Consider the following 14,423-nt stretch of genomic DNA (forward strand, 5'->3'; position numbering starts at 1 on the left):
CTGGTTGTACTGGTTGTACTGGTTGTACTGGTTGTACTGGTTGTACTGGTTGTACTGGTTGTACTGGTTGTACTGGTTGTACTGGTTGTACTGGTTGTACAACCATATTATGGTCATGCTTAGGTTTGACTTGTCCATTTTTTACGACGGACACTTTTTCTAAGTTTTGCTTTACAGGTGTGGACTGAACTGCTGCAGTTCCTACTGTTTTCGACAATCGAGATTTGTCCTCAATTTTTTTCTCTGCATTATTACGGGGTACGACTAATGGTCGTCCATCCGGACCAATAATCGTAATAAATTCTTTAGCGCTTGTATAAAAAGATACGGATACCAGACTTAATGCCAGTACCGCTGTCAATCCAACGTTCCCTGTCTTGATCATTTTTCCCTTACCAACGCGTGCGATAATTCAAACCTAAAATTGTAATTTTGGTATCTGTTTTTACGTTTAAACCTGCATATGGGTTTAATAACAGGTTATTTACCCCTGTCTGGTTGGCTAAACTACTGGTATTTGCTGGAATCTGATCTTTGCTACGCAAGAAACCAATTGATAGATCCAGATCAGTGTCTGCATCAAAACGGTAACCCACACCTAAACCAAATAACTGTGCACCATTGATCGGTACCATGGTATTACGCTTATTTTTTGGAATAGCACTGGTCCGTGGTTCATAACCTGCCCGAAGCTTCAAACGGTCTGTAGCGGAATACTCCATCCCGATACCAAAGTTCCACGGCGATTCAAATCCCATCGGTAAAGCCAAGGTTGAGTCAGTAACATTGGCAGACAAAATTTTGGCAATTTTTAGGGCTGAAATGGTACGATCAAATTCGAATTTAAATTCGTCCCAGACCTTGTAATCTGTCCAGCCAATATCAAAATTCACTTGCAAATCTGGCATCACTTTATATTTGATACCTGCCTGAAAATGCGCCGGATATTCAAAATCCTGCGACACTAGACCAGATTCACTCGATGGTATGTAAGTAGGAAATCCAAGAATTGCAGCCAGAATCTGGCCGGTCGGTGAGGTCATTAAACCTTTGATCATTTCCTGAGGAGCTTTGGCATTATCAATATGATATTTACCTTTTAAGCGCATTTTCGCAGCACTTTGGTACACCATACCAAAACTAAAGTCTTCACGCGGTTCCCACAATATTCCCAGGTTATAGCTTGGGCTTAAGTTCTGCTCAAGCTCCAGTTGCATTTGACCAAACTTGCCAAATGGGTTCATCCCCTCATCCGCATTACAGATCCCGAGCAAAAGAATATCTGTAATAATGTCGGAATTTTCTTTAAACGGCGTACACACGACTTCGTCGATCATACGCAACATCCCAATCAACTCATTCGGGAAACGTAAGTCCGTTTTCATCCCGATGGCTTGATAAGACATCCCGATAGAAGCACCAATCGACAGTTGGTCATTGACCTCATAACCGATGGATGGTGACAGATAGGTAATCCGCTCTAAAGCAACCTGCTGTCCCATAAAGTTTGCCGGGTTCCCATCTTCATGACCAAAGCCTGCCATAAGCGGAGCGTAAACAGCAGTCGCATAAGTAGCTTTCGATCCAGGGGGATTGTATGCGATCCCCATCGTAGGTGCAGTCAAAGGAAGGCCTTCCCCTAAATCCACCATTTTTTTCAGAAAAGGGACATAAAGGCTGACATATTCCACATCACCTTTGACCGGCCCTTTAAAATCGGTACACAAATCAGATGAAACTTCAGGGCCGTCATTACAGACAATAGGATCATCAGAATAGCCAAATACGTTATATCCAGCCGGTACTGAAAACTCACGCTGGATATCAAAATTAGCCACGATGATTTGCTGTTCGGTTTGCAGACCATCAATTTTAGTCAGTGCAGCCGGGTTAAAGTGGATGGCATTGACCCCTGGAGGATCTGCAGTAACGGCATTCCCCATGGATAGTGCACGTAAATCAACTGAAAGGTTGGTTCCCAATTGTGCAAAGGTATAACTTGAACAGCCCGCAAGAATAATTCCTGTTAATAACGGGCTAAGTCGAATGTTTTTCATACGACACCCCTATTAACTAATTTTTTTACCAAAACCTAAAATATCAAGTGGGAATGACAGTCCCAACGAAACATCCGGTGCATCTTCGGTCAGCCCTAGGCCAACGGTACCATTAACAATTGTTTCTGGAGAGACTCGCACACCCAAGGAAATTGCAAAGGTAGAACTGGTCTGATCTGCAGCAGAATAACTTTCTCCCGTGTTATAGTTAAATTCCGCACCGGTATTAAAGCTTTGCTGATAGGACATAGTCATCGAAACGTCATAGTTAAATGAATATGCGAAACCAAAGGCAAAGCCTCCACTAACACCCGGTTCAAATTCTTCAATAATCCGGCTACCTCGACGCTGATTCAGGCCCGATTCTTTAAAACCATAGTTCGCAGAAACTGATGCAAACAATACGACAGGATCAATATATTTACGTGTACTAGCACCTACTCCAGCAGAGTAATAGCCCTTTCCTGCTGCCAGATCTGTCGCAGCATTAATTTCATAAGGACTGTCACCCGTTTTGGTCGACAAATTTGCAAATAAAATCAGAGGCAGACGACCCGCTTTTAGTGGAAAGGGTTCCCAGCGAGCGCCCAAACTAATATCGCCCAAACCTGCAGTAGACGTATCTTTTAACAAGTCAGTTTTGGCCACTAAAGGTAGAGATGCAGTCAAGGTCAGGTTATCTTTCACACCATATTGGAAAGTAAAAGTATTAGTCATACTATGTGTTGCATTTTCTTGAACACGTAGTTGATACAATTGGCCCTGAGCCATTTCAATATCGAGTTGAGTGTCTCGATAATAGGTATAATCAATATCGTAATATGATGAAATTTCACCTTGTTTTATCAGAGAGTATTGGCGTTCATTTGACGTAAATACTTCTTCCAGGTTAGCTGCCTGAGTAGCATCTCCTTCTTGTTGCTGTAAAGCTTGAGATGCATCTACTACCTGGCCAGCCTGAGTCTCTACAGGTGCTGCTGTTTCCACGGCAGCCTCTTCAACTGCTTCATATCCACCTAGTTCCGATTCTTCTGCAGTCTGCGTTTCGACCTGCCCGGTTTGAGCCGGTACAGATGCAGCAGTTTCAACAACAACTTCTTCATCAACTGTTTCGTATTCACCTAGTGCTGGTTCTTCTGCAGCAAATGCAACGCCCATTACCATTTGAATGCTCAGTGCCAAGAACGTCTTGTTCATCCATTTACTGTTCATATCCATTTCACCATTTTAATTTTTATTACTGTTTTTCGTTTTATTTATTCTTGTAATACAGTCTCAGGAAGTTATGTTGATATTCCCCAAATTGTTCTGACTCTGTATTACGATTACGGTCCATACGGATCGTAGAAGCTTTATCAGCAATTTTGTCCATATAAAATTGTGGATACTGCATGTCAACCAAGGCATAGCGATTGATCGTAGCATCTTCTACATGGCGCATATCCGATTCTTTTAATGCTAGAAAATTTTTGCGATATTGTTCAGGTACATTAATCAGGAACAAAGTGTTATTTTCCCAAATATCCTGAAAACGCCGTTCCTCAAAACTGATATTACCAAGTGCCGGATCTGCAACATAAACCCGGCCATTTTTATAACCTTTATAAACTACAAAATGCTTAAATCCCGCATAAGAAATCGGAACAATGGCAGGCTGATCTTGATTGACTAAATCTTTGAACTCTCCTCGATAGCCTCCACTTTCCAACCCTAAGGCTGAAACAAAGCGCTTCATATCAAGCAGAGAAAAACTACGGCGTTCAACAATTTTATCCGTTTCACCGAATTTCATCAGCCCGCTCATGACTTGCTGCTCATCCAGCTGCGTACCGACATAACCATTGAGGAGGGTCGTAAGTGCTGCTGAACCACAACTATAATCATAAGCCTGACGTACAATGCCCTGAAACTGATCCAGAAGTGCAGGTTTGACTTCTACAGCTTCACGGTGCATACGCACAAAAGAATCATTTCTTGAATCAAGAACTTCAGTATAGTGAACAGCACCATTCGGCTGTTTTTTGATATCCAGAGCTTCTTTGGCAGCGTAATACATCAATGCCGAGCCCAACGCGATCTCTAACATAATTATTAACTTTTCTTATAATGGGCATAATGTGCCTATTTTTCTTTTTATAGAGCATTCACTCTACTTCCCTGTAACTAGAAAGATACCTGCTTTTTCAAAAAAATACAGTATTTTTTTTATTTTTTAGATAAGTGATATAGTCATAAAAAAGCGCGTGTAAACACGCGCTTTTTTTAAAATAAAGATTAGTGACCTGAAATAGTAATAATTGCACCTTTTGTATAACTACCAGGAGTTCTAGAGTAGAAGGTTTGTAACCCCTGTACTTCCATGTCACCGATAGATGAAGCTGCACTACGGTTACCTAAATGAATACCTTTAATGTATTGGTCTTTCGCCCCAGTATCATTACTTACAATACGAACATGCGCTGCTTTTGTCACATCCGTAGAAGTACCTACATAACCATCATTAAATACTGAAATATTTTGGTTAATAGTTAAATCTTTAGATTCCGCATCTGCAATTTTAATACTTTCAATAAAGATTTCACCGGCTTCACGTGTAATCACAGGGCTAGAACCCGAAAGACCAACAGGTTGATTTTTTGTTGAATTATCTAAAATACCCAGGTTGTTAATTTCTAAACCACCTACCATTACAGTATTCATCTTGATCATTGCACCTTGTGGAGCAGCACCCAGTTGAATATTGGCATTTATCACACCAGTTTTAACTTCTAAACCACTAATGATGTCATTTACAACACCGGCACCACCTCGACGAATCGAATCTGGATCAGCTGCACCAGAGGCAGTTACACCAATTCGGCCAATTTTAATATCAAGGCCCGATACTTGTGCAGCAACATTAATGAAAGGATTACCGTTACCTGCATCAGAGTCGATCACCAAGTCAGCAAGGTTACGGGATGCAAGTAAATAGGCATTATTATCGTCATAATTGGCACCGATTAATACACCATGGTGTGCCGTAGTCGTAGGATTTACACGATCAGCATCTGTAATAGCCGTATCACTAGTACCACGAATCACGATCGAACCTGCGGCTGCAGTTTGAGGAGTTGAGGCCCCAGTAGTTGGATTAACTAAATTATAACCATCTTTCAAACCGTCATTATCATGGATAAATAATTTTTCAATAGCAATTTTCGAGATGCCGATACCAATTGTCAAACCGTCTTGACCTGTTGTTTCGCTTAGAGATGCATCATCCATTGCTTGCATCGCCATCGCATTGGCACTAAATGCAACTGAAGTCGCTAAAACTAATTTTGTAAATTTTTTCATTGTTTACTCTCCCAAGAGTACTATTTTTTTTGGTTGTGAATTACTCAGTGTTTAGGCTGTATTTTTTATTTTCTGACAGCTTAAGCATCTTTCCTTGAGTAATTTGCTAGCCCACTTAAATTAGCGTCGAGTCAGTTTTTGATCAACTGTTGTTGGTCGCAATCTGTCGCTTACCGATAAACGGTATTTCATGATTTAAAAATATTTTCCTGACTTCTTGATATAAAATAGTGAGTCATATTGAACTCTCTATAACTGAATGACCGAAACTCTCTATCATCGTCCCTTAAAGTTTGAATCACGTCTGGTTACAGATCTATTATCCGCATTGAAGACATTAGATCATCTGGTGTATTTAAATAATAATGGTCAGCCTTTTATTGCCTGCTGCGCTCAAGAATATTTTGTTGCGCAGACATCACAAATTCAGTCTTTTAAAAGAACAGGGATTGAACAATATCAACCCAGCCCATCTGAATTTAATTTAGTGATTGATGCATTAAAAAATCCTCAAAAGAATGGATTTCATGGAGGTTATGTTGGTTTTATCAGCTATGATTATGCGGCTCAACAATATATTCATTATCCAGATCGTCCTCAACCTGGTTTATTTATTGGTCAATTTTCTTCCTACATTAAACCAACCCCTGATGGCTGGATGTTCTATAGTGATGATCCACAGGCAGAACAGATTTTCAATCATATTCAGAACTTACTTAACCAAGATAAAATTCAACCGACATTTCACTTAAAAAATCCTTGTAGCTCACGCTGGACTAAATCTGTCTACACTCAGGCTTTTCAGAAAATTCAGGACTATATTGTTGCAGGTGACTGCTATCAGATTAATCTGACCCAAGAATTTAAAGGTCGAGCCCAAGGCTCCCTTTTAGCGACTGCCCAAGCATTCTGGACATTAACCGAAGCGCCCTATGCGGGTTATCTGCGTATTGGTGATTTTGAATTACTCAGCTGCTCACCCGAGTTATTTATTGACTTCGAAAAAAATCGGAAAATTATCACCAAACCAATTAAAGGCACCATGCCACGCTATACAGATCCAGTGCTGGATGAACAATCTAAACAAACCTTAAAAGCATCGGAAAAAGATCAAGCAGAAAATGTCATGATTGTGGATTTATTACGTAATGATTTAAGTGTGTATGCGGAAACAGGTTCGGTTAAAACACCCAAATTATTTAATATCGAAAGTTTTAATCAAGTACATCATATGGTGAGCGAAGTAGAAGCGACTTTAAAAGCAGGTGTGAATCCTTTCGAGGTATTAATGTCAGCCCTACCAGGTGGCTCAATTACGGGCGCACCTAAAATCCGGGCCATGCAGATTATTGCTGAATTGGAAGGTGCAGCACGTGGTGCTTATTGCGGTTCAATGGGTTATTTTAATTTTGATGGTACCGGTTCCTGGAACATTCTGATTCGTTCTATTCAGAAATATCAAGAAGATGTTTCTTTATGGGCCGGTGGTGGCATTACCATTTCTTCGGATTGTAATGCGGAATATCAGGAATGTTTTGATAAAGTTTCAGCGATGCTGGATCTGTTAAATACCTGGTATCAGCCTGAATAAATAAAAAAGCGAATCATTTGATTCGCTTTTTTCTACAAATCCACCCTAACCTTCCTTTACTCAAAGAGGGAACTCCTCCCTTTTCAAAGAGAAGCTAGGAGGGATTTTAATCACACCAAAATCTCATTTTTTAGCGTATCGACTAAACGCTGATTTTGCTCATCTGTACCAATGGTAATTCTTAAGAACTGGTTAATACGTGGCTTGTTAAAATAACGCACGATAATGCCACGTTCACGCAACTCACTTGCAAGTTCGCCCGCATCCTTAGATGGCAATGAGGCAAAAATAAAGTTGGCACTCGATGGTAAAACTTTAAAACCAAGCTCATTTAATTGGGACACCAACTTTTCACGACTCTTAATCACTTTTGCATTTTGTGCTTCAAAGTAGGCTTGATCTTCAAATGAAGCGACCGCTGCAGCAATCGCAAAACGGTCCATCGGATAGGAGTTAAAGCTATTTTTGACTGCTTCAAGTGCTGCAATCAAATGTGGCTGGGCAATCGCGAAACCAACACGTAACCCTGCAAGAGAACGTGACTTCGAAGTGGTTTGACATACGACTAAATTTTCATATTTTTCAACCAGCTTGACTGCTGATTCGGCACCAAAATCCACATAGGCTTCATCAATCACCACCACTGAATCCGGATTGGCTTGCAGAATTTCCTCAATGACTACCAAGCCTAGATCAATACTAGTCGGTGCATTAGGGTTAGTGATAATAATGCCACCATTAGCTTGTTTATAGTCATTTACAACAATTTCAAAGTCATCATTCAGTGGCAAGATTTTGGTTTTGACGCCGAAAAACTGACTATAAACCGGATAGAAACTATAGGTAATATCTGGATAAAGTACAGGCCGTTCTTGAACAAAAAATGCTTTAAAGATATGTGCCAAAACCTCATCTGAGCCATTGCCGACAAAGACAGTGTCTACAGGTACATTTTGTTGTTTAGCGATCGCCTGTTTCAACTCTGATGCATCAGGGTCTGGATACAAACGCAAAACATCCGCTGAATTTGCCAATACCTGTTGTACTGCCGCAACGACTTTAGGCGATGGCGGATACGGATTTTCATTGGTATTAAGTTTTAAAATATTCTGGATTTTTGGTTGCTCGCCTGGGGTATACGGTTCTAATTCACGTACTTCAGGACTCCAAAAACGCATTTGTTCTGTTGTGATATTCATTTTGTATTCTCTTTAAACCCTCTCCTAACCTCTCCCTGAGCCATATATGGCGCAATAGAGGAATTTTCATTAATAAAGACACAAGATTTTTGTGGTTTAAATTCTCCTCTCCTTTTAGGAGAGGGTCAGGGAGAGGTAGTAATGCTATTTATGGTTGATAACGATAACGTGCAGAACGTGCATGTGCATCTAGGTTTTCCTGTTGCGCCAAGATATCCGCAGTTTTTGCTAAAGTTTTTACACCTTCTTGTGAGCACATAATCAGACTTGAACGCTTCTGGAAATCATAGACACCAAGTGGCGATGAAAAACGCGCAGTACCTGAAGTTGGCAAGACATGGTTTGGCCCGGCACAGTAATCACCAATGGCTTCAGGCGTATAACGCCCCATAAAGATCGCACCTGCATGACGAATGCTGTCAGACATTGCTTCTGCATCATCTAAACATAACATCAAATGCTCAGGCGCTACCTGATTAATCAAATCTGACGCTTCTTGACGGTCTTTTACCAAGACTAAAGCACCACGATTGGCAATCGAAGTACGGGCAATTTCCGCCTTCGGTAATGTTGCCAAGTGCATTTCAATCGCCTGCTCAACGGCATTTAGCAACTGTTCATCTGGTGTGATGAAAATGGCTTGTGCCACAGTGTCATGCTCAGCTTGCGAAAGTAAATCCATCGCCAGCCATTCAGCATTATTTTGGCCTTCGGCATATACCAAAATTTCAGAAGGCCCTGCAATCATGTCGATGCCGACCTGACCAAACACTGCACGTTTTGCTGCAGCAACAAAACGGTTGCCCGGGCCAGTAATTTTATCTACTGCTGGGACAGTTTCTGTACCATAAGCCAATGCCGCAACCGCTTGCGCGCCACCAATGGTAAAGACACGCGTTACACCTGCCAGATATGCAGCCGCCAATACCAATGGATTTAAATCACCATTCGGCGCAGGCACTACCATAATAATTTCCGGCACTCCTGCGACATGTGCAGGCACCGCATTCATCAACACAGAAGATGGATAAGACGCCAGACCACCCGGTACATAAATCCCAACACGATCCAATGGGGTCACTTTCTGACCGAGCGTATTCCCCAAAGCATCGACATAGGTCCAGCCGTCCTGTTTTTGTGCCTGGTGAAATTCACGCACGCGTGATGCAGCAAGTTCTAAGGCTTCGCGTACTTCAGTTGTTAGACCCTCGAAGGCAGCTTTTAGTTGCTCTTGGCTTAACTCTAGATCTGAAAATTGATGCGCCGGATGTCGATCGAACTGTTGAGTGAGTTTAAGAACTTGAGCATCACCATGCTGACGAACATCAGCAATAATTTGATCTACAGTTTTTAAAAGTTCAGGATCATTAACAGTTTCAAAAGCCAACAAGTCAGCAAATGCTTGCTTGAAGTTTTGATCTTGGGTCGATAAACGTCGCATCAATTTACCCATCAGGTTTGAATTCGAAGGCTTTAGTTTACCTGTTTTCCAGACTTTTGTCGGCAGCTATAGTGCTCTAGCCCTATGAGTTTTATTGGAAATAACTTTTGGTAAAATTGATGAAAGAATTTACATCGTATTTATGTTCAATCGAATAAAAAAACCGCCCTGAAAGGACGGCTTTTTTAAATAGCAAGCTTAAGCCTGTTTGGCCTTTTCACGTTCTTCTACTGCTTTTTCAAGCTGTGCCAGAATCGGATTTAACAACGCTTGCTTACGCTTGAAGCTGGCTTTATTCACGATTAAACGTGAAGACACTTTACAGATTTCTTCAAGTGGCTCTAAGCCATTGGCACGCAAAGTATTGCCTGTATCTACGACGTCAACAATGTAATCACCCAGACCAACTAATGGTGCAAGTTCCATGGAGCCATACAGCTTGATCACATCAACCTGCTCACCCAGGCTGGCATAGTATTGACGGGTCAAATTCACGTACTTGGTCGCAATTTTTAAGCGACCTTTAGGACGTAGCATCCCCACCTTACCGGCGGTCATCAATTTACATACCGCAATTTTCAGGTCCAATGGTTCATAGACATTTTGTGCACCATGTTCCATCAATACATCTTTACCGGCCACGCCAATATCGGCTGCACCATTTTCAACATAAGTCGGTACATCTGAAGCACGTAAAATTAGAATACGAACCTGTTTATGCGTGGTCGGGAAAATCAATTTACGAGATTTATCAGGATCTTCTAAAAGATTAATCCCTGCTGTTTCTAGCAAAGGTAAAGTCTCTTTTAAGATACGCCCCTTACTTAATGCCAAAGTTAAACCATGATCAAAATTGCCCATTACGTCAAAGTTTGGATCATCGTTTCTCATATCGCTCATTAATTTACTCGCTTAATTTGGGCACCTAAACTTTGTAACTTTGCTTCTACATCTTCATAACCGCGGTCAATATGATAAATGCGGTCAATCAGCGTTTCACCTTCAGCGGCAAGTGCTGCCAGCACCAAAGAGAACGAAGCACGTAAATCTGTTGCCATTACGGGTGCAGCAGAAAGTTTTTCTACACCCGTTACCACAGCATCATTACCTTCAACCTGAATATTGGCGCCCATACGTGCCAATTCAGGAACATGCATGAAACGGTTTTCAAAAATCGTTTCAGAAATTGTCGCAAAGCCTTGAGCAATGGCATTCACAGCCATAATCTGGGCTTGCATATCGGTTGGAAATTCTGGATGTGGTAAGGTTTGGAAGCTGACAGCTTTCGGACGTTTACCCAGCATATCCAGTTCAATCCAGTCGTCACCACGGGTCACTTCTGCGCCCATTTCTTCAAACTTGTCCAGCACCGCTTCCATCAGGGACGGATCAGTATGCGTGGTTTTGATACGACCGCCAGTGATCGCTGCTGCTGCCAGATATGAACCGGTTTCAATCCGGTCAGCAACAACCGCATATTCACAACCATGCAGACGTTCGACACCGGTCACAATTAAAGTATCGGTATCTAGACCTTCAATCTTGGCACCCATCTTGATCAGCATTTGCGCAAGATCAGTGATCTCAGGTTCACGTGCTGCATTGCGAATCGTGGTCACACCATCGGCCAACACGGCAGCCATCAGAATATTTTCTGTTCCACCTACAGTCACCATATCAAAAACGACTTCGCCACCTTTCAGGCGACCATCGACTTTGGCATGTACATAACCAGCTTCGACTTCAATCTCGGCACCTAAAGCTTCTAAAGCTTTCAAATGCTGATCGACAGGACGGGAGCCAATCGCACAACCGCCTGGCAAAGACACTTTTGCACTACCATAACGCGCCAATAATGGACCAAGCACCAAAATAGAAGCACGCATAGTTTTTACGAGCTCATACGGTGCGAACTGGTTATCTAATGTCGATGTATCAGCAACAACCGTATCGCCTTCATAAGTCATGGTGATTCCAAGACCAGCAATCAGCTTCACCAACGTATTGACATCTTTTAGATTAGGAACATTTCTGAGCGTAATCGGGGTATCAGCAAGAATCATTGCTGCCAATAATGGAAGTGCTGCATTCTTTGCACCAGAAATGCGCACTTCACCTTCGAGCTTGATACCGCCCTGAATTAAAAATTTATCCATTAAATGATTAAGCTCCAAATAAGCTTGCTTTGCGCCATTCTTCTTTTGTCATCGCGCGAATCGTTACTGCGTGAACTGCACCACTGGCAATATGGGCATTGAGAGGAGCATAAACAGCTTGTTGGCGTGCAACTGGACGCTTACCTTCAAATTGATCATCCACAATACGGAGATCAAATTTTCCGCCCTGACCACTCACAGCAACATCCGCCTCTGGAAAAGCGGCTTCTAAAATTTCAGCGAGCTGTTCATTATTCATCACAAGACCTCTTATAGGACTAAGGGTGTAAAACGAGCCATTTTACTATAAATAGCAAAAATAATTCATGGATCCATACATTATATATATAAAAAAAAGAGGCTTTTAAAACCTCTTTTTCATCATTTGTCCTTTATAGAGCTAAAGGATGCTGCTGTAAATGCATTTCCCGGTATCGATCAATCTGCCGTTTCAATTTTTCGGTCAATATTTTAATTGAGGTATACATATCATCTGCGGTGGCGTGAGCAAAAAATTCAATGCCCGGTAATCGGATAATAGCCTCTGCGATATGATTACTACTGCCCTTTCTAGAGCGTTTATCAATTTGATGATCTTTCGAGAGTTTCACTTGCATACTATTCACCTGATCCAGGTGCTTCGTCATCTGTGAAAACTTGGTTTTTATACTTTCTTCAATAGCTGGCGTAATCGATAAATGATGTCCACGAATTGTTATTTGCATAGTTCTATCCCTCACCTTCGTTAGGATTAGAAGAGTCTCAATATAAAATAATTTAAATACAGTAACTTATAAATAAAATATCCGTATTTTAAGTCCTGAATCAAATCAATCTTACTGATCCTCAAAAAAAAAAAGATTCATTATGTTGTCATAATGAATCTCTAGAATAGCCAGATTTCAAATTTTAGATCAAGACTTTTCGCTCAGAAGATGAAGGAATATGTAACGATTCACGATATTTCGCCACCGTACGTCGTGCCACATCAATGCCTTCATCTTTTAACATATTGGCAATTGCATTATCAGACAGAGGCTTACGGGCATTTTCTTCGGAAATCAGTTTTTTGATTTTGGCACGAATAGCAGTAGAAGATGCTTCACCACCTGAAGTAGTCCCGACATGACTCGAGAAGAAATATTTCAACTCGAACAATCCACGTGGGGTCAGCATATATTTATTGGTGGTTACACGAGAAACTGTAGATTCATGCAATTCGACTTCTTCGGCAATATCTCTTAAAACCAGAGGTTTCATGCCTTCCGCCCCAATTTCCAAGAACATTTTTTGATGTTCCACAATACAAGTTGCGACTTTCAATAATGTTTTATGTCTTTCATCGATACTTTTGATAAAGTTCTTTGCTTCCAGCATCTGATTACGCAAGTACTGATTATCATCGCTTTGATCTGCACGACGAATCATTTTTGCATAAAAAGAATTGACCCGTAACTTTGGCAGGACATCCGAGTTTAAATTGACTTGCCAGCAGTTATTCTTTTTCATCACCACGACATCTGGCACCTGATAATCCGATTCCTTGTTTTCAAATTCCAGACCCGGGTGAGGTTTCAATGTTTTTAGCAAATCTACGGCACAGCGCAACTGCTCTGGATTTAAGCCAGTCTGTTTAATCAGCTTAGGAAGCTCATTGGTAATCAACAATTCATAATGTTGCAGAAGTTTGATCGCATCATTTCGGCAAGACGTTGATGTAGGTAAATTATCAAGTTGGACCAATAGGCATTCTGCCAAGCTTCTAGAGCCTACACCCACGGGATCCAAACGCTGAATATGCTTTAATACGACCGCAACCTCATCATCTTCAATTTCTTCTTCAGACCCCATAGAAGAGAGTAAATGTTGTACCGATGCAGTAATTTCACTCAACTCTGCATCTAAAAAACCTTTGTCATCCAAAGAATCGACGATGCAATAAGCGATTAATTTATCAACCTGTGAAAAATTCAACAGATTAATTTGTTCTAGCATATATTCCTGCAGGCTCTGATGCCCTTGACGATTATCTTCACGCTCTTCGAACTCGGCCGCCCCCAGACTTGTAGGTTGATGAGTATAGACATCGTCCCAATCGGTATCTACAGGTAAGTCATCAGGCAGATGATCGGCGTTAAGTTGATTGGTTAGATCGTGATTTTCATTATTTGATTCAATTGTCGATAAGCTTTCAAGGGTAATTTGCTCTTCAACTTTTTCTAATAGAGGATTACTATCAAGTTGCAACTGAACTTCTTGCTCCAATTCCAGACTTGAAAGTTGTAATAGCCGAATTGCTTGCTGTAATTGTGGAGTTAATGACAGCGAGTTCGCAATTTTTATGCCCACTGATAATCTCATTGTTACCCCCTTAATAGAAAATCCCGTTTTATAAGCAATTTTTATGCCTTTTTATTTTTTATAACACAGATTTACTAAAAAACATACAAATTGGATTTTAAATTCCTAGCCTTTCGCGACTAATAATTTTTAAATACTTAATTTTTCGCACAAAAAAACACCCCCAACTGTTAAGTTGGGGGTGTTTTGAATAATGAGCTGGCGATGACTTACTCTCACATGGGTAATCCCACACTACCATCAGCGCTAAGAGGTTTCACTTCTGAGTTCGGGAAGGGA

General features: G+C 41.1%; 12 protein-coding genes, 1 rRNA gene and 1 pseudogene. 1 reads left to right on the forward strand and 13 read right to left on the reverse strand.

Annotation, left to right across the window (positions count from 1 at the left end):
• From NI469_RS14010 to filA, 5 genes and pseudogenes are all read right to left on the reverse strand, one after another.
• Nucleotides 1-385: pseudogene (locus tag NI469_RS14010) on the reverse strand (putative pilus assembly protein FilE); the annotation flags it as partial.
• Nucleotides 386-392: 7 nt separating this feature from the next.
• Nucleotides 393-2,057 (reverse strand): putative pilus system OmpP1/FadL family transporter FilD, encoded by a 1,665-nt coding sequence (gene filD / locus NI469_RS14015; protein ID WP_005107779.1) that lies wholly within the window; start codon nt 2,055-2,057, stop codon nt 393-395.
• A gap of 12 nt (nt 2,058-2,069) precedes the next feature.
• A complete protein-coding gene (gene filC, locus NI469_RS14020) occupies nt 2,070-3,275 on the reverse strand; it encodes a putative pilus system protein FilC (RefSeq protein ID WP_039901948.1) in 1,206 nt (401 codons plus the stop codon).
• A 34-nt stretch (nt 3,276-3,309) separates the two neighbouring features.
• Entirely contained in the window at nt 3,310-4,143 is an 834-nt protein-coding gene (gene filB / locus NI469_RS14025; RefSeq protein WP_004730731.1) for a putative pilus system C39 family peptidase FilB, read from the reverse strand.
• Between the two features lie 188 nt (nt 4,144-4,331).
• Nucleotides 4,332-5,396 carry a putative pilus system protein FilA gene (filA, locus tag NI469_RS14030; protein ID WP_216986567.1) on the reverse strand — a complete coding sequence of 355 codons (1,065 nt, stop codon included), beginning with the start codon at nt 5,394-5,396 and terminating at the stop codon, nt 4,332-4,334.
• A gap of 259 nt (nt 5,397-5,655) precedes the next feature.
• Here filA and NI469_RS14035 point away from each other — a divergent pair, with 259 nt between their 5' ends.
• Nucleotides 5,656-6,987: an anthranilate synthase component I family protein gene (locus tag NI469_RS14035; RefSeq protein WP_216986566.1), complete on the forward strand. Its 1,332-nt coding sequence runs from the start codon at nt 5,656-5,658 to the stop codon at nt 6,985-6,987.
• 110 nt (nt 6,988-7,097) lie between these two features.
• On the opposite strand, the gene hisC is transcribed toward NI469_RS14035, so the two are convergent.
• The 8 genes from hisC to rrf form a co-directional block, all read right to left on the reverse strand.
• Nucleotides 7,098-8,186 carry a histidinol-phosphate transaminase gene (hisC, locus tag NI469_RS14040; protein WP_216986565.1) on the reverse strand — a complete coding sequence of 363 codons (1,089 nt, stop codon included), beginning with the start codon at nt 8,184-8,186 and terminating at the stop codon, nt 7,098-7,100.
• A 148-nt stretch (nt 8,187-8,334) separates the two neighbouring features.
• Nucleotides 8,335-9,639, reverse strand: a complete 1,305-nt coding sequence (hisD, locus tag NI469_RS14045; RefSeq protein ID WP_253175564.1) for a histidinol dehydrogenase — start codon at nt 9,637-9,639, stop codon at nt 8,335-8,337.
• A gap of 186 nt (nt 9,640-9,825) precedes the next feature.
• Nucleotides 9,826-10,527, reverse strand: a complete 702-nt coding sequence (gene hisG, locus NI469_RS14050) for an ATP phosphoribosyltransferase (RefSeq protein WP_004730740.1) — start codon at nt 10,525-10,527, stop codon at nt 9,826-9,828.
• Nucleotides 10,527-11,783: a UDP-N-acetylglucosamine 1-carboxyvinyltransferase gene (murA, locus tag NI469_RS14055; protein WP_004279150.1), complete on the reverse strand. Its 1,257-nt coding sequence runs from the start codon at nt 11,781-11,783 to the stop codon at nt 10,527-10,529. The genes hisG and murA overlap by 1 nt, the downstream gene beginning before the upstream one ends.
• A 7-nt stretch (nt 11,784-11,790) precedes the next feature.
• Complete coding sequence (gene ibaG / locus NI469_RS14060) at nt 11,791-12,042, reverse strand: BolA family iron metabolism protein IbaG (protein WP_004730742.1); 252 nt, start codon at nt 12,040-12,042, stop codon at nt 11,791-11,793.
• Nucleotides 12,043-12,175: 133 nt separating this feature from the next.
• A complete protein-coding gene (gene hpf, locus NI469_RS14065; protein WP_004730744.1) occupies nt 12,176-12,508 on the reverse strand; it encodes a ribosome hibernation-promoting factor, HPF/YfiA family in 333 nt (110 codons plus the stop codon).
• A gap of 184 nt (nt 12,509-12,692) precedes the next feature.
• Nucleotides 12,693-14,144, reverse strand: coding sequence for an RNA polymerase factor sigma-54 (locus tag NI469_RS14070; protein ID WP_253175566.1), 1,452 nt, complete (start codon nt 14,142-14,144; stop codon nt 12,693-12,695).
• 196 nt (nt 14,145-14,340) lie between these two features.
• A 5S ribosomal RNA gene (rrf, locus tag NI469_RS15995) occupies nt 14,341-14,423 on the reverse strand; the annotation flags it as partial.

Source organism: Acinetobacter lwoffii (genome assembly GCF_024129735.1).
GTDB classification, from domain to species: Bacteria; Pseudomonadota; Gammaproteobacteria; order Pseudomonadales; family Moraxellaceae; genus Acinetobacter; species Acinetobacter lwoffii_H.